This window comes from Phycisphaerae bacterium (assembly GCA_024102815.1).
Lineage (GTDB): Bacteria > Planctomycetota > Phycisphaerae > UBA1845 > UBA1845 > JAGFJJ01.
On sequence record JAGFJJ010000076.1, the window covers coordinates 93,648 to 108,777 of the forward strand.

General features: G+C 64.3%; 15 protein-coding genes. 3 read left to right on the plus strand and 12 right to left on the minus strand.

Annotated elements, in window-relative coordinates:
* The 10 genes from J5J06_19000 to J5J06_19045 all read right to left on the minus strand — a co-directional run bounded on the left by J5J06_19000 (position 1) and on the right by J5J06_19045 (position 9,129).
* Entirely contained in the window at positions 1-270 is a 270-nt protein-coding gene (locus J5J06_19000) for a DUF2442 domain-containing protein (protein ID MCO6439184.1), read from the minus strand.
* 6 nt (positions 271-276) lie between these two features.
* Entirely contained in the window at positions 277-537 is a 261-nt protein-coding gene (locus tag J5J06_19005) for a DUF4160 domain-containing protein (protein MCO6439185.1), read from the minus strand.
* Positions 538-623: 86 nt separating this feature from the next.
* Positions 624-2,300 (minus strand): urocanate hydratase, encoded by a 1,677-nt coding sequence (hutU, locus tag J5J06_19010; GenBank protein MCO6439186.1) that lies wholly within the window; start codon positions 2,298-2,300, stop codon positions 624-626.
* Positions 2,301-2,507: 207 nt separating this feature from the next.
* The gene (locus J5J06_19015; protein ID MCO6439187.1) at positions 2,508-3,353 is read right to left on the minus strand and encodes an FHA domain-containing protein; all 846 of its coding nucleotides are present in this window, start codon (positions 3,351-3,353) and stop codon (positions 2,508-2,510) included.
* Between the two features lie 186 nt (positions 3,354-3,539).
* The gene (locus tag J5J06_19020; protein ID MCO6439188.1) at positions 3,540-4,160 is read right to left on the minus strand and encodes a Fe(2+)-trafficking protein; all 621 of its coding nucleotides are present in this window, start codon (positions 4,158-4,160) and stop codon (positions 3,540-3,542) included.
* 206 nt (positions 4,161-4,366) lie between these two features.
* Positions 4,367-4,675, minus strand: coding sequence for a CPBP family intramembrane metalloprotease (locus J5J06_19025; GenBank protein ID MCO6439189.1), 309 nt, complete (start codon positions 4,673-4,675; stop codon positions 4,367-4,369).
* An 83-nt stretch (positions 4,676-4,758) separates the two neighbouring features.
* Positions 4,759-4,986, minus strand: coding sequence for a hypothetical protein (locus J5J06_19030; protein ID MCO6439190.1), 228 nt, complete (start codon positions 4,984-4,986; stop codon positions 4,759-4,761).
* 56 nt (positions 4,987-5,042) lie between these two features.
* The gene (locus J5J06_19035; GenBank protein MCO6439191.1) at positions 5,043-6,233 is read right to left on the minus strand and encodes a cofactor-independent phosphoglycerate mutase; all 1,191 of its coding nucleotides are present in this window, start codon (positions 6,231-6,233) and stop codon (positions 5,043-5,045) included.
* Positions 6,234-6,312: 79 nt separating this feature from the next.
* Positions 6,313-8,625 (minus strand): primosomal protein N', encoded by a 2,313-nt coding sequence (gene priA / locus J5J06_19040; protein ID MCO6439192.1) that lies wholly within the window; start codon positions 8,623-8,625, stop codon positions 6,313-6,315.
* A 54-nt stretch (positions 8,626-8,679) separates the two neighbouring features.
* Positions 8,680-9,129, minus strand: coding sequence for a hypothetical protein (locus J5J06_19045; protein ID MCO6439193.1), 450 nt, complete (start codon positions 9,127-9,129; stop codon positions 8,680-8,682).
* 195 nt (positions 9,130-9,324) lie between these two features.
* Here J5J06_19045 and queG point away from each other — a divergent pair, with 195 nt between their 5' ends.
* Positions 9,325-10,281 (plus strand): tRNA epoxyqueuosine(34) reductase QueG, encoded by a 957-nt coding sequence (queG, locus tag J5J06_19050; protein MCO6439194.1) that lies wholly within the window; start codon positions 9,325-9,327, stop codon positions 10,279-10,281.
* Positions 10,282-10,488: 207 nt separating this feature from the next.
* The gene (locus J5J06_19055) at positions 10,489-11,016 is read left to right on the plus strand and encodes a hypothetical protein (protein ID MCO6439195.1); all 528 of its coding nucleotides are present in this window, start codon (positions 10,489-10,491) and stop codon (positions 11,014-11,016) included.
* 604 nt (positions 11,017-11,620) lie between these two features.
* Here the strand turns inward: J5J06_19055 and J5J06_19060 are convergent.
* Complete coding sequence (locus tag J5J06_19060) at positions 11,621-12,166, minus strand: HEAT repeat domain-containing protein (GenBank protein MCO6439196.1); 546 nt, start codon at positions 12,164-12,166, stop codon at positions 11,621-11,623.
* Between the two features lie 606 nt (positions 12,167-12,772).
* Complete coding sequence (locus J5J06_19065; GenBank protein ID MCO6439197.1) at positions 12,773-13,066, minus strand: nucleotide pyrophosphohydrolase; 294 nt, start codon at positions 13,064-13,066, stop codon at positions 12,773-12,775.
* 453 nt (positions 13,067-13,519) lie between these two features.
* On the opposite strand from J5J06_19065, the gene J5J06_19070 reads away from it, so the two are divergent.
* Positions 13,520-15,076, plus strand: coding sequence for a VCBS repeat-containing protein (locus J5J06_19070; GenBank protein ID MCO6439198.1), 1,557 nt, complete (start codon positions 13,520-13,522; stop codon positions 15,074-15,076).
* Positions 15,077-15,130 lie beyond the last annotated feature (54 nt).

Sequence of the window (15,130 nt, forward strand, 5' to 3'; positions counted from 1 at the left end):
TTACGACCCGGAACGGCTGCCGTTTCCCTTGACCGGGGTAGATTTCGCGTAGAGCACGTCCGGGCAGAGGTCGGCGCCGTTGGGCCAGACGATCGTTCCGAGGTCGGCGTTCACGGCCACGCGACGGAAATAAGTGGGATCGCGGAGCAATTCAAACACGCCGTCGAAGGACACAAATTCGCCGATGTCGATTTCACGTCGCTCGTCGTTGTCGAAGCGGAGCTCGAGGCGATGACCGCCGAGGCATTTGACCTCCGTTACGTCGCGCATGTTGGCTTACTCCAGCGGAGGAATTGCAGCGAGCGGTTTATGTTCACGTGATAGTTCCCATGCTTCCGCTAACTCCTCTTTGTGCAGGCGACCCCATTCAACCACCAAGCCGTGCGCACGCGGCCCGATATCCCCGTCCAGCAGTCTCAGATCGTCAATCGCAAACGTTGCCTTTCGCGATCCATATCGTGCGTGGAAGTGCGGTGGGTCATGATCATTGTAGTACATTGCAATGACTATCCCGAAGAAACGGCTGAGTTCCGGCATTTCTTGGCCATCCCATAGAGACCAGAATCAAGTCAGGTACAGCCATAACTCCTCGTAGCACAGCGGGCCGAGGCAGTCCTCGGGGCTTACTTTGGCACCTTCACCCCTCGCTCCTTCGCGATCTGCGCCGCCTTCTCATACCCCGCGTCTACGTGGCGGAAGACGCCCGTCGCAGGGTCGGCCGTGAGCACGCGTTCGAGTCGAGCGGCCGCTTCCTTGGTGCCGTCGGCCACGATCACCTGCCCGGCGTGCAAGGCGTAGCCGATGCCCACGCCGCCGCCGTGATGCACGCTGACCCAGCTCGCTCCGCAGGCGGTGTTGAGCAGGGCATTGAGCACCGGCCAGTCGGCGATCGCGTCCGACCCGTCCTTCATGCCCTCGGTCTCGCGGTTCGGCGAGGCGACGCTGCCGCAGTCGAGGTGGTCCCGCCCGATGACGATGGGCGCGGAAACCTCACCCTTGCGAACAAGCTCGTTGAACACCAGCCCCATCTTCGCCCGCTCGCCATAGCCCAGCCAGCAGATTCGCGCGGGCAAACCCTGGAACGCCACGCGCTCGCCGGCCAGTCGAATCCAGCGACAGAGGTGCTCATTCTCGGGGAACGTCTCGAGCACGGCGCGATCGGTTCGGGCGAGGTCCTTGGGATCGCCGGAGAGCGCCGCCCAGCGGAACGGCCCTTGTCCCTCGCAAAACAGCGGGCGGATGAACAGCGGCACGAAACCCTGGATGTCGAAGGCGTTCTCCACGCCGACGAGCTTGGCCTGCCCGCGGATGTTGTTGCCGTAATCGAAGGTGAGCGCTCCGCGCTTCTGCAACTCGATCATCGCCTGGACGTGAACGCCCATCGCCTTCATGGACTCGCCGATGTAGCGCTCCGGGTCGCGTTCGCGAAGTGCGGTCGCATCAGCGTAGCGCATGCCGTTGGGCACGTAACCGTTAAGTGCGTCGTGGGCCGAGGTCTGGTCGGTGAGCAGGTCGGGCGTGACGCCGCGGTGGATCAACTCCGGCAGCACATCGGCGCAGTTGCCCAGCAGGCCGACGGAATGTGCCTCGCCTTTATTCTTCGCGTCATTGCACCAATTCAGCGCCTCATCGAGGTCGGCCGTCCAGCGGTCGAGGTAACGGGTGCGAATGCGCCGCTCGATACGCGCCTGATCCACTTCGACGCACAGGCAGACGCCGCCGTTCATCGTCGCGGCGAGCGGCTGGGCCCCGCCCATGCCCCCGAGCCCTCCGGTGACGACCAGTCGTCCCTTGAGTGAGCCGCCGAAGTGCTCCTTCGCCGCGGCGCCGAAGGTCTCGTAGGTTCCCTGGAGGATGCCCTGCGTGCCGATGTAGATCCAGCTTCCCGCGGTCATCTGGCCGTACATGGTCAAGCCCTTCGCCTCCAGGCGGCGGAACTCATCCCATGTCGCCCACGCCGGTACCAGCAGCGAGTTGGCGATCAGCACGCGCGGGGCATCGGGGTGTGTGCGGGCGATGCCCACGGCCCGACCCGATTGCACCAGCAGCGTCTCGTCGTTTTCGAGTTCGCGCAGCGCCGCGACGATGCGTTCGAAGTCCTTCCAGGAGCGCGCCGCCTTGCCGCTGCCGCCGTAAACGATGAGCTGCTCGGGAAGCTCGGCCACTTCGGGGTCGAGATTGTTCATGAGCATGCGCATGGCGGCTTCCTGGAGCCAACCCTTGCAAGTGATCGTCGTGCCGCGGGGGGCACGGACGACGCGCTGGGACTTCGGCGCTGCGGCGGTAGAAGATGGGGTCATGGGGATTGCTCCTGCTCGGCGAACGTATTTCTGTCGTGGGAAGCGGTCCGTCGCAGCGAGTCGTAGGACTTCAGCCAGACGAGCAGAAACGACCTCGCCCGCGCTGCCGCGATTCGCCGCCAATCAGGCCGCGGAAAACCCACTCCTGCAAGCCGCCATTATAAGAAATCGTGGTCGATCGGGATATGACGCCGGCGGGATCGGGCGCTATGAGCCGTTCATCGTACCGTCGCCGTTATGACGGTCCTTCCAGGTCTCCGCCCGCTCGATGTCGGCCAGATCCACTTCATCGGCCCGTGGCGTCGCCGGGATGCGTGCCGGCGGCGCGTCGGGCTTGCCCGACGCCGCCAAGGAAACGCTCGACACGATCAGCCGCACGCGGAACTGCGCCTCGCCCACGGCAATGATGTCCCCATCGCTGAGCAGGTGGAATCCGACCTCCTGCCCGTTGACGCGCGTGCCGTTGTGGCTGAGCACGTCGAAGACCGCCGGGTGGCCGAAGTAACGCAGCAGCAGGGCGTGAACCCGCGAAACGCGGAAGTCCTCGATCACGATGTCGCAACCGGAGCGCCGCCCCAGCGTGCACACGTCGCGCCGCGGATGGAGGATGCGCCCGGTGGGAATATGCTCGAGAGCGACGACCCGCGGCGTGGGATCAAGGCTTACGCCGAAAAGGTCTCTGGGCGCACCCGCCTCGGAGCCCGCGGCTTCCTTCTGAACATCGATTCGAAACATCCAGGGCCCAATGCTCAGGAGATCGCCGTCCTGGGCCCGCTCGCTTTCCAGCTTCAGGCTGTTGAGTAGCGTGCCCTGATCGCTGTTGAGGTCCAGCACGTGGATGTTGGCCCCGTCGTTGACGATCGCGGCGTGCAGTGCACTTACGCTGCGGTGCTTGAGATGGATCTTGCAGCCCGGGCGTGAACCGATCAGCGTGACAACGCGACGGCACTCAATGGCTTGATCCTCATCCTTGCCGGCGTCGGGGACGAGTCGTACGCGCGGTGCCGAAGCTGCCACCAACGGAGCCGATTCACCGGTCGAAGACATCGTCATGGACACGCAACTCCGCAGACATCAATCGGCATGCCGCCCGCACATGGAGCCGATGACCTGATTCCGCAGGTTCATCCATCGGCTACATTACCAAAGTATAGCTTTCTCGACGGGGCGATTCCATCGAATCTGACGCATGCAGCGCCGAAGTGACAGGAGGCGTGCCATCGGGGGATGACAGGCGGATCAGACCTGGTCGAGCTGGAGAAACTCGATCATGTACTGGTCGTACGTCTCCTGTCCGGCGGGCGTGCTGAGTTGCAGGCCCAGTTCGTTGATGACCTTGGTGCCCATGGGGATCCACTCCCGGAAGCAGGGCTGGCAGACGTGGTCGTGAATCCGCTGCCCCAATTCTCCCTTGAAGGGTGGTTTGGGCATCTGTCCGCTCGGCCTGCCGCATCGCACGCATTGAAATCCTTCACGGCTCATTCCGCCCGGACCGGACTCGGCCGCCGCGGCTCCGGCCGATGCCGCCAACGCGGGTACCGGCGCCCCCCAATCCTTCAGGAGTGACACCATGGCGTCACGCGGCATGCGATCGCCCTGCTTGTCAGCCACCGTCACGCCGCGGGTCAGCACTTCGACGGCCGGCTCGCGCTGACCCGCCCGCTCCAGTGCCTCGCCAAGTAGCTGATACGCCTTGGACATCTCCGGCTTGAGCGCAATGACCCGTTCGAAGGACGCCGCGGCCTCCTCCGCACGACCGGCTTCAAGAAGCGCCCGGCCGAGGCTGAAGTGCCCCAGCTCGTTCTCCGGGTCGGCTTCGGTCATCTGACGGAACTGCTGAATACGTTGGTCGTTGCTCATGAATGTCGAACTCCTCTTCTGCGGTGTCTGGCTGGATCATAGTGCCGATCCGGGCCAAGCGTCCAACGTCCTGGGCCCCTGCCTTGCTCCACCCTTATCAACAAGATGTCCGCTGGCGTACCAACGGCGAGGATGCTCAGTGCAAGCCATTTGATTTTGCGCCAGTTGGAACAGCGCGTCATTCGCGGGCGGATGCCGTCAAGGAATCAGAGCCACCCGATAAAGTTGCATGCCATGTGTGTGAGCACCCCGGGCAGAATGCTCCCGGTATATTGTCTCGCCAGCAGGATCCAAGCTCCACCTACCGTTGTGTACAGAAGCTGAAAGAGAACGTATCCGGTGTCCATCCCCGCGAAGTTTGGAACGTGCCATAGGCCGAAGTACGCAGCGGTGATAAGAACGGCCCACCGAATGCGTACGCGGGAATGCGCGTATCCGGCGAAGACCGTGTCGAAGAGGCCATAAATGTAGCCGGCAAACAGCAGGTCTTGCGCAAGGGGGGATATGAGCCACATGCCGATGCGGTCTCCGCTGAAAGGCCGGGAAGTCAGGGGATACACAATGCCCGTAAGGACAACGGGTAAGAGGCAGATGAATGCTACCTTCTTGGTTCGCCCCCCCATCGCCCCAGGGTCAGACCGCTGCGCTGCGGCGCGGAGAGACAGAGCAGCAACGGCATGACGCCGGTCAATCCATCGTACAGCGTCCAGAAGCCTTTTGCGCCGATTTGATGGTATAACCGCTGCGCAGGGACGAAGCTAAGGAGCCACCCGGGGATCGCGTGAAACGCCGCAACCAGTACGAGCCCGAGCACCGCGCTTTCCATTCTCCTTTGCACGGTACACCAAGCCTCCAGCACCCCGCCATTTCCGCAACACTGTTCTACGATCCCCGCAGGAAATACTCCAGCAATTCATGCCCCGGATCGATGAAAAGATCGCTCTTGCTCGCCGCGGATTCGCAAAAAGCCCGCTGCACGATGCCGTGAAAGCGCGTCCCCGCCAGGCAGAACGGCGGCGGCTCGGCCGAGTGCACCCGCGTACTCACCGGGGTCGGATGATCTGGAGCGACGAGAATCCGCCACTCCGGCTCCTGCCGCAGCCGATTGAGCACCCGTCCCACGACATGCGCGTCGACGCGTTCGATCGCCGCGACTTTCTCGCGCACGTTGCCCAGATGGCCCGCCTCGTCCGGCGCTTCCACGTGAACGACAACCACGTCGTATTTGTCCAGTGCCTCAACAGCGTAGCGACCCTTGGCGGCGTAGTCGGTGTCGAGATATCCGGTTGCTCCAGGAACATCGATGACGTCCATACCGGCCAAGCGGGCGATGCCGCGGATCAGGTCAACGGCGGCGATCAGCGCCCCGCGCAGGCCGAAACGCTCGTGGAGCGTCGGCAGCACCATCGGTCGCCCCTGCCCCCATAGCCAGATATCCGTGACCGGGTTCTCGCCCAGATCGCGCCGAACGACGTTCACATCGTGCTCGGAAAGCAGCGCCCGCGCCTGGTCCATCAGTCCGCGCAGCCATTCCGCCCCGCGGCCACGCGGAAGATATCGGTCCACGGCCTTGTCGGGAATGTCGTGCGGCGGCGTGCACTGCACGTCGATCTCCGACGCCCGCGCCGCGATCATCAGGTTGCGATACGACACCCCCACGTGGAACCGGCACCGCTCCCCACCGAGCAGCGTGTTCAAATCGGCGAGGATCCGTTCCGCCTCCTTCTGCCCGATGTGCCCGGCCGTGAAGTCCGCCATGACCCCATCGACGATGGTTACGAGGTTACAGCGAAAGACAAGTTCATCCTCGCCGACGGGGAGTCCCTGCGCCGCCGCTTCGAGCGGTGCCCGCCCGCTGTAGTACTTCGCCGGGTCGTAGCCGAAGAGTGTCAGCGTGGCGACATCACTGCCCGGCGTGTACCCCTCGGGCACGGTGACCACGCGACCCTGCCGCCCGCTGGCGGCGATCCAATCCATGTTGGGTTTGCGCGCCGCCTCCAGCGGCGTGCGGCCGTCGAGCTCGGGCACGGGCAAGTCGGCCGCGCCGTCGGGTAGAATGATGGCGTATTTCATGGGATTCGTCCCCGCTTGTTCGAATTGTGAACTCGGCGTCTTGTCTCTTCCTAACTATTGCCTATTGCCCGTTGCCTCTTCAACTCATCGTCACCGGATCGACATCCACCACCAGTGACTTCGCCCTTGTTCGCAGGGCCTTCGTGTTCTCCAGCGCCGCGAGCAATTCGCGAAGCTGCCCCGCGCTGAGTGTCCGCGCCAGCAGATCATACCGATACTGCCCCCGCAGCCGGCTCAACGCACACGGATTCGGGCCCAGAACGTCCGCCCGTTCGAGTTTCAGCGCCGCAATCGCCTCCCGGACCCGCTCCCCGAGCGCAGCCGCCTCGGACCGTGCCGTCTGCTCCCGTTCATGGGCGAGCACGAACCGTGCCAGACGCCGGAACGGCGGCAGCAGCGTCTTCCGGCGAACCTCCAGCTCGCTCGTCGCAAAGGCCTCAAAGTCGTGCGTCAGGGCGAAACGCAGTGCCGGCAGCTCCGGACTCGTGGTCTGCACCACCACACGCCCGCCGGTGCTCGCCCGTCCCGCTCGACCGGCCACCTGGGTGATAAGCTGGAACAGCCTCTCCCCGGCGCGAAAATCCCCGCCCGGCGCCGAGGCATCCGCGTCGATCACCCCCACCAGGGACACTTTCGGGAAATCCAGCCCCTTGGCAATCATCTGCGTGCCCACGAGCACGTCCACCTCGTGACGCTCGAAGTCGCGCACGGCCTCTTCGTAATGCCGCCGGTGCGTCATGGTGTCACTATCCGCCCGGCGAATTCGTGCCTGCGGGAACCGCTCCGACAGCAACTGCTCGATCCGCTGCGTGCCCCGGCCGCGCTGCACCATCGCTCCACCGCAGCCGAGGTTCGGACATGTTTCGGGAATGGGAATTCGCAGCCGGCAATAATGACAAACGCACTGCCCGCTCGCGGCATGCACGACCATGGCCATATTGCAGTTGGGGCAGGTCACCCGCGTTCCGCAGCGCTCACAGATGACCTTCGTCGCGAACCCGCGGCGGTTGAGCAGGATGATGGCCTGCTCGCCGCGCTCCAACGTCTCCCTGAGCAGGTTTTCCAGTGCCCGCGAGAGCACCACGTCCCGGCGCAGCTCCGCCACCTCGTCGCGCATGTCCACCACATGAACCTTGGGCAGCGGAAGCTCCATCACCCGCCGCCGCAGATACACGCGCTGCCAGTCGCTGCGACGCTCGCTCAGGTAGTACGACTCCAGCGACGGCGTGGCCGATCCCAGCACGACCGGAATCCCCAGCCGGGCTGCCCGCATGATCGCCGCATCGCGGACGTGAAACCGCGGCGCCTGAAGATTCTTGAAGCTCGGCTCCTGCTCCTCGTCCACACAGATCAGGCCGAGCTTCGGACATGGGGCGAACACCGCGCTGCGCGTACCGACCACCACGTTCGTCTCGCCCGCGGCAATCCGCCGCCAGAGCCGCGAGCGCTGCCCCTCGCTGAGTCCGCTGTGATTCACCGCCACGCCAGGAAGTCGCCGCGACAGCCGCGCCACGAGCTGCGTCGTCAGGGCGATCTCCGGCACGAGCAGCATCGCCTGCCGTCCGCTCTCCATCACCGAGCGCATCGCCCGGATGTAGACCTCCGTCTTGCCCGATCCGCTCACCCCCAGCAGCAGGGTCACCTTGAACGCACCCGCGCCGATCGTCTCCCGCATGCGCCGCAGCGCCTCGACCTGCTCCTCGTTCAGTTCGAATTCGGGTTCATCGATCAGTTCGCCCGGCGAATCGCCCCCAGCGTCGGCGTCTTCTTCCGGTAACTCGCGGCGCCGCTCGATCTCCACCCAGCCCCGTCGGGCCATCTCGCGCAGCACCCCGACCGACGCCCCCGCAGCCTCGAGCAACGCATCCTGTGATATTGCCTCGCCCGCGCTTCCCAGTGCCAAAAGAATGGCACGACGCGCTTCGGTCAATCGATGCCCCTCCGCTTCGATCTTCTCCGCCGTCACGGCCGCGCGCACGTAGCGCACCGTGCGCAGCCCTCGCTCCTGCCGCACCGCCTCCGGCGTCATGGCTTTGAGCGTGATTCCCAGCGGGCAGAGATAATGGCGTGAAATTTCCCGGCCGAGCTCGATCAGCTCGGGGGTAAGAAAGCTGGCGTCGTCAATCAGCCCGTGAATGGGACGCAGCGTCGCGTCCCAGGGTCCGTGGTCAATCCGCGTGACGAACGCCGGCGTCGGCCGCCCGCGCCGCCCCAGCGGTACCGTCACGCGCTGGCCGACGGAAAGCGAATCGGCAAGTTCCTCGGGGATGGCGAATGAATACGCCTTGCTGATCCGCAGGATCGGCGCGACCTCGGCGACGGGTCCTGCCCGCCGCGTTCCCTCATCGCGCCAGAGAAGTTCACCGTCACCTTGTCTCTTGCTTCGGGCCATGCAGACCCGAGCGTACGTCAATCGTGCCCGGACGCAATTCTGGAATGTCTTCGCTCAGGATCGCCCCTGTTTGGGCGGCTTGGATTCCGGCGCTTCCTGTCCCTGCCGGAATCCCGTGATCTGCGGCAGATCGTCCGGCTTCTCCGAGGCATGAACCGCGAACACCTCCACACGCACCAGCTCGTCAAAGGGAACCGTCACCACGAACGCTCCCACGCGATACCGCTCGTCCACCGGCTCGCACTCGAACACCAGATGCGACTTGCTGGGCACCTCCGCAAGATCCTTCACCTCGTAGCTGAAGCCGTCCCGGAGGTAGATCAGCGTCCGGACTTCCACCTGCGCCTCGAAGTCCTGGATGTCCTGGCGATTCTCCCATTGATCGGGATCCACGTCGGGAAACCGCCGGGCGACGCACCGCCGCCGGGCCTCGTACCTTTGGTCCTCAAAGGCCGGCCCGTGAAACCAGTCGTAATTGAACATCTTGGAGCTACCCTCAGACATCTCGAGGCCACAATCAGCCGCCCCACGGCAAGCCGGTCGCCGTCACACCGGTCACACCCGCCTCCCGCGGAGAGCGACTGCTCAATGCGTCACGGCAACCTAGCCGCGGCGGCGCGCAGCGTCAAACACGGGCGCCCGCCGCTACGCGAGCGCTTATCCATTGTCTCGACCAATCCCCCGGCTAGGATCAGCAGAATGGGGCCGCAGGAATTGCGTACAACCGTTCTCCGCCTCGCCGCCCGCGCGGGATTCGACCTCTGCGGCATCGCGCCGGCCGAGCCGCACGCCCGTGGCGACTACCTCCGCGCCTGGCTGGCCGCCGGCCGCGCGGGATCGATGGACTACCTCCATCGCAATCTCGAATCCCGGCTCGACCCCCGAGAACTCCTCGACGGCGCCCGCAGCGTGATCGTTACGGCCATGAACTACCACCAGCCGCAGGCCGCGTTCAACCCGAACGACTCAACCGACGCTCGTCCCAGGGGGCGCGTTGCCCGCTACGCCTGGGGCGAGGACTACCACCGCATCCTCAAGGATCGCCTGTTCGACTTGGTTCACTCCCTTGAACAGGCGCTGCCCTCGCCGTTCCGATTTCGCGTCTGCGTGGACACCGCGCCAATCATCGAACGCGAGCTCGCCGCCCGCGCCGGCCTGGGTTGGATCGGAAAGAACACCATGGTGCTGAGCCGCCGTCTGGGCAGCTATTTCTTCATTGGCGAAGTCCTTACCGATCTGGACATCGCCGCGGATGAGCCTGCCTCCGATCACTGCGGCGCCTGTACGGCCTGCCTCGACGCCTGCCCGACCGCTGCATTCCCCGCGCCGTATGAAATGGACGCCTCGCGCTGCATCAGCTATCTGACCATCGAGCATCGCGGCGCGATCGATGACAGCCTCGCGGCACTCACCGGCGACTGGCTCTTCGGTTGTGACGTCTGCCAGGAGGTCTGCCCGTACAACCGCGAAGCACCCGCAACGATCGACCCGCAACTCGCCGCCCGTCATCCCGCGCCGGATGTCGACCTTCAAGAAGTGCTTGCCTGGACGCCCGACGACTACCGCCGCCATCTGCGCGGCCGGGCGATGAAACGCGCCAAGCTCGACATGCTTCAGCGCAACGCCCGCATCGCCCTCGACAATTCGGGCGCATAGCTCCGACAAGACGTCATTCCGGCGAACGCCTGCTGGTGGCCCACCGCTTCAGCGGTGGGGGCTGCTGGTGGCCCACCGCTTCAGCGGTGGGGGAGCGATCTCTTCATGGCCCACCGTTCAGGCGGTACGCTACCCCTCGACGCACCAATTGACCGGGATAATCCGCCCGCTGATACTGAACGAGGAACACTCTGAAAGGCTCGTCACATGAAAATGCTGCGTAACTCGTTGAAAATCGCGGGCATTACTTTCTTGGCTTCTACCGCCCTCTTTGGCGCCGGATGTCTTACTGCCACCTATCCCGAAACCTACGATGCCTCGGATTTCGAGGAATTTGAGTTTCGCGTTGACTACCCGTCGCGCGTCTACTCCTCTTCGGCCTCGGAGCTAGGCTTCGAAATCACTTTCGTGTGCGAGGCGATCATTAATCATGAGTCTTCGGGTGAGTACCTCCTGCAGTTGACGCTTTGCACAGTTGATCCACCCACGCGAACCGAGCTCCCCCAGCGCGCGATGACAATGGAGGAAGCGCAGCGCTTTCTTGAGCTTTCTCGCGAGCTAGCGATCAACCGGCATCCGTGGCCGTTCTGCGACATTCCAACGTCGATTGGACTGATTCACGAAGCGTTCTTCCGCTGGGACGAGCTTGAATTGGTGCTGATCGATTGCGATCGGGCGCGTCTGGAGGGTGCGGACGTGGATTCGGTCGAGAGGTTCCTGAACACCCTTTTCTAGCCCCATGCGGATGCCGAATCCCCGTGAAACCTCAGGCGGTTAGGCGGGCAGGGTGCATCTCGATGCACAAATGGGAAAGCGTGGAATCGCTTGGCATGCGGTTCGCATGTCGGAGGGCACGCGGTTCGCATGCCTTCACCATTTCAATATTCCGGGAACTTCCTTCCGCTCCCCGCGTCCAATTCTCCGTCGATCGCAACGAACGAATGAGGTGACAACGTCTTGACCCTCGGACCGGCGTCGAGGGCCGCAGAGGAGGTACGTCCATGCCATCACTGAATCGCAAACATGCCATCGTCGCCGTCGCGGCCTTCGCCACCTTGGGAGCGGGATACATGTTGCTCGGCCGGAGTTCCTCTGAAGCTCCATCTGCAACGCCCTCGGCCCAGGATCGTCCCGTCCGCCCGACCGCGACCCCGGCCCCCGGCCCCAGGATTCGCCCCAATACGATACCGACGCCCGATCCGCCCGCGCAGCCGAGAATCCGTAATCATCACGACGATCGGCCAACTGCCACCCGACGCCGCCGCCCCAACGGCACTACGGACGTAGAGAAAACTCGCCGCAGGACACTGCCTCCAAAGGGCTGACGATTCCTCGTCCGTCACGATCCACGGAGCTTACGCAGTGCGCCTGTCGCCGCTTTTCGAACCGCTTCCGAGTCGTCCGATGTGGCTTTGGTCAACGCCGCCGTTGCTTCGGGCGCACCGGTCTCGCCGAGCGCCTGGGCGGCGAAGGCGCGGACCCACTCGTCCTCGTCAGTGAGTGCTTTGATCAGCGCGGCGACGGCCGGTGTGCCGAGACCCGCCGGCCCCAATTTTCCTAGTGCATTTACTGCGAACCGCCGCACGCAACGGCTGTCGTCGGCGAGCGCCGCCACGAGCTTGGGCACGTCATCGATCGTGGGTGTGGGAATCGAGTCCTGCCCTTCCGGAACGTCCATGCGACCCAGCGCTTGCGTTTTCTCCCAGCATTCCCGCAGATAACGGTCCCGTTGGGCGATGTCGCCCTGGGCAATGCGAGGGCAGAATCCAGTGTTGTTCTCGTACACCCCGCCCCCGTTCTTGTACTTCTGGAGCGGGTAGTAAGCCAGCGTCCGGTCTGCTCTCTCCGCGGCTCGCTTGCACGCGTGCGCGGCATCCTCCGACATGCACCCCAAGCTCGGATCGTATCGCGCCCGCCATGATAATGAGCAACTCGTTGATCGTAGCGCTGGTCGTAGGGTGTATGACCCGCATCGCTATCGTGAACGGAATTACGTAGTGCGGCCGGTAATGAATGACTTGCCGGTAGTAGACCACGGCCGTCTTGGTCGCGCGATCCTCCACGACGCGCACCCGGCTGCTGTGCAGCCGCACGAGGTTGCTCACCACTTCGGCGAGTTCCGGTTCCTGTGTTTCTTCAACCGGGCGCATGCGGATGCCTGCCAGACGAATCCGTTCACCCGATTCGAGCACGACGCAGCCGTCGGAAGTGACTTGGCGGATGTCGGCGTAAAACGTCCGAAACTGCGGCACGGGAGTTGCCGCCCGGCACCCCAACGACAGCACGATCGTCGCAGCGAGAGCCAAGCCGTGCACGAATGCGGCTCGAAGTCCTCGGCTTTTCGACATGCGAACGATCATCCCCATCGGACTGACTCCCGCCCCGGGCCCTTAAAGCCCGTGCGAGCAATTGACCACTCTTCTATTCTGCTTCGTGCCTTCGTGCCTCCGTCCCTTCTTGCCTACTTCTTCCCGTTGCCTATTGCCTCTCTTCACGGCTTCGATTCGCACGTGCACACCATCTTCCCGCAGCCCGGGCAGCCGGTGCCGTATTTTTCGTGAAGGGCTTTCGTCAGATCGACATCGTTGACGTTCGCCAGCGTGACCAGCCACGCCACGACGTCGGCGAACTCGGCCGCCTTCTCCTCCGGCGTGCCCTCGCGAAGGGCCTCGGCCAGTTCCCCGATTTCCGCCACCAGCCAAAGAAACGTCGCCGGCGTTCCCCGCTCGCGATCCTTGTCGCTGTACATACGGTTGATAAGGGCTTGCAGGTCGGCGAGTTGCATGGTGTCGCGGTCGCTCCGTTCTCTAGAGGGTTGTCTTGAGTCTTGAGCACCATCCTTGCCGTGGTTCGGGGAATGTCAACGCTGCGAGAAGGAACCTGCTCCATAGCACTGGCACACCGCCCCGGCCTCGCTCCGACTGTGTGCGTGGGGATGCCGCAGGAATCCGCTTTGCCGTGAGTCCTTCGCGAGCAACCGCGCGGGCTTCAGGCCGCGCGGCTCGGTAATTGCCCCCCGGCATGAACCGAGTACCCCGCGTTTTCGTATCTTGTGCCTATTGCCTATTGCCTATTGCCTATTGCCTATTGCCCTCCTCCCTTTATCGGACCCACGGCCCGTTCTTTCCTTTCCTCCCTTCCAAAGGTCGCCACCCGCCGAACCGATAACCACAGAGAAGTCTTGGCGCGTGGATGGGCCGCGCCGCTACTACGGCTGGACACTTAAGGAACCGCGTCCATGAAGGCACGGCTGAGCACAACTTCAGGGCTCCTCGGAGCCTCGTTACTGGCGATCGGACCGGCACTTATGTTCCTCTCCGGGTGCAGCGTGAATTTCGCGCCCGGCGGTGGCGACGGCCAGGGCGGCACCCTCGTCGTCGGGCGGACCTTCGGCGACTTCTTCGCCATCCAGGTCGATCCGCAAAGCGAGGACTCCTCCGGCCCGCAATTCGTTGTCGCGGATGATCTCGACAACGACGGCCTGATCGACCTCGTCTCCGCCTGGAACCAGTCCGAGCCGGTGCAGGTCCACTTCCAGCGCCGCAACGCCCGCAACGAACTGGCCTTCGAAACCGTCACCATCGCCGGCAGCGTGCCCGTCGTTTCCGTTGCCGGACTCGCCGTCGCCGACTTCGACGCGGACGGCCATCTCGATATCGCCGTACTCATCAAGCAGTCCCTGCTCGACGCGCCCGGCTGTCTGGACAACGCCAGCCCCGACGACGCCACGCTCAGCGGCGTGATCATCCTCTACATGGGTCCGGACAACCCCGATCTGGCCAACCGCGCCCTCGCCTGGCGGGAGATTCCCGTCGGCGTATCGCGACTGGCCGGTGCCGGCAATGCCGCGGGTGCACCCGAAGAGGGCGGCTACACCCAGCTTTCCGTCGGCGATATCGACGTCGACGGCGACATGGACCTGATCACCGCCTGGAACGGCGGCTGCGGCGGACCCGAAATCGTCGTCTTCCAGAATCAGGGACCGGCCCGCGTCCGCGACGGCACTTGGGTCGCGCAGACCATTCCCGACAGCCTCGAATCGACGCGCGGCAGTCGTATCAAGACCGCGACGATCGCCGACATCGACAGCGACGGCGATCTCGACATTGTCGCCACCTTCCCCGACGCCACCACGGCCAACGTCCGCTGGTACCGCAACCCCGCTCGCGACGTCGTGGATGATTACCACATCTCCGACGGCACCTGGCAGACCGGCGCCGTCGGCCACGTGAAGCCCCGGGCAGGATTCGACGAGCTCGGCAGCGCCGACGTCGCCACCGTCTCAGACATCGACGGCGACGGACTGGTGGATGTCGTCGTCCGCTCCAGCGGCGGCGGCGTAATTCAGTGGTTCAAGCGGCCCGAAGCCCCGACCACCGCTCCCCTGCGCCAGCTTCCCTGGCAGGTCTACACGATTGCCGAATACACCGACCGGACCCCGGAGAGCATCGCCGTGGGCGACCTCGACGGCGATGGCCAGGTCGAGCTCGCCGCTTCGGCCGAGGGCGGACTCTCCCTCTTCAATGCCACCACCGGCGACGGCATCTACGAGCAGTGGATCGAAACGCTCCTCGTCGACGACAGCCCGGCGGACCAGAACGCTCCGCCGCCCGATGTGACCGATCCCAACATCGAACCCGGTCAGGACACCCTCGTGGTCACGACCTTGATGAACTCCATCCTGATCGTCGATCTCGACCAGGACGGGCGGAACGACATGATCGTGCCGTTCGACCGCAGCGGACTGAGCGGACTCTCCAGCGACCTCATCGTCTGGTTCCGCAACACGCGCTGAGGCCGGACAACCGACCCGAAGCGCAAGTGAATTGTTGGGTGAAATGCAAAGAGG

Bases quoted from the DNA above. Each gene is read 5' to 3' on its own strand.
- J5J06_19065 (MCO6439197.1), bottom strand. From the start codon at position 13,066: ATGCAACTCGCCGACCTGCAAGCCCTTATCAACCGTATGTACAGCGAC.
- J5J06_19070 (MCO6439198.1), top strand. From the start codon at position 13,520: ATGAAGGCACGGCTGAGCACAACTTCAGGGCTCCTCGGAGCCTCGTTA.
- hutU (MCO6439186.1), bottom strand. From the start codon at position 2,300: ATGACCCCATCTTCTACCGCCGCAGCGCCGAAGTCCCAGCGCGTCGTC.
- priA (MCO6439192.1), bottom strand. From the start codon at position 8,625: ATGGCCCGAAGCAAGAGACAAGGTGACGGTGAACTTCTCTGGCGCGAT.
- J5J06_19030 (MCO6439190.1), bottom strand. From the start codon at position 4,986: ATGGAAAGCGCGGTGCTCGGGCTCGTACTGGTTGCGGCGTTTCACGCG.
- J5J06_19060 (MCO6439196.1), bottom strand. From the start codon at position 12,166: ATGTCGGAGGATGCCGCGCACGCGTGCAAGCGAGCCGCGGAGAGAGCA.
- J5J06_19045 (MCO6439193.1), bottom strand. From the start codon at position 9,129: ATGTCTGAGGGTAGCTCCAAGATGTTCAATTACGACTGGTTTCACGGG.
- J5J06_19015 (MCO6439187.1), bottom strand. From the start codon at position 3,353: ATGACGATGTCTTCGACCGGTGAATCGGCTCCGTTGGTGGCAGCTTCG.
- J5J06_19000 (MCO6439184.1), bottom strand. From the start codon at position 270: ATGCGCGACGTAACGGAGGTCAAATGCCTCGGCGGTCATCGCCTCGAG.
- queG (MCO6439194.1), top strand. From the start codon at position 9,325: ATGGGGCCGCAGGAATTGCGTACAACCGTTCTCCGCCTCGCCGCCCGC.
- J5J06_19025 (MCO6439189.1), bottom strand. From the start codon at position 4,675: ATGTGGCTCATATCCCCCCTTGCGCAAGACCTGCTGTTTGCCGGCTAC.
- J5J06_19035 (MCO6439191.1), bottom strand. From the start codon at position 6,233: ATGAAATACGCCATCATTCTACCCGACGGCGCGGCCGACTTGCCCGTG.
- J5J06_19055 (MCO6439195.1), top strand. From the start codon at position 10,489: ATGAAAATGCTGCGTAACTCGTTGAAAATCGCGGGCATTACTTTCTTG.
- J5J06_19005 (MCO6439185.1), bottom strand. From the start codon at position 537: ATGCCGGAACTCAGCCGTTTCTTCGGGATAGTCATTGCAATGTACTAC.
- J5J06_19020 (MCO6439188.1), bottom strand. From the start codon at position 4,160: ATGAGCAACGACCAACGTATTCAGCAGTTCCGTCAGATGACCGAAGCC.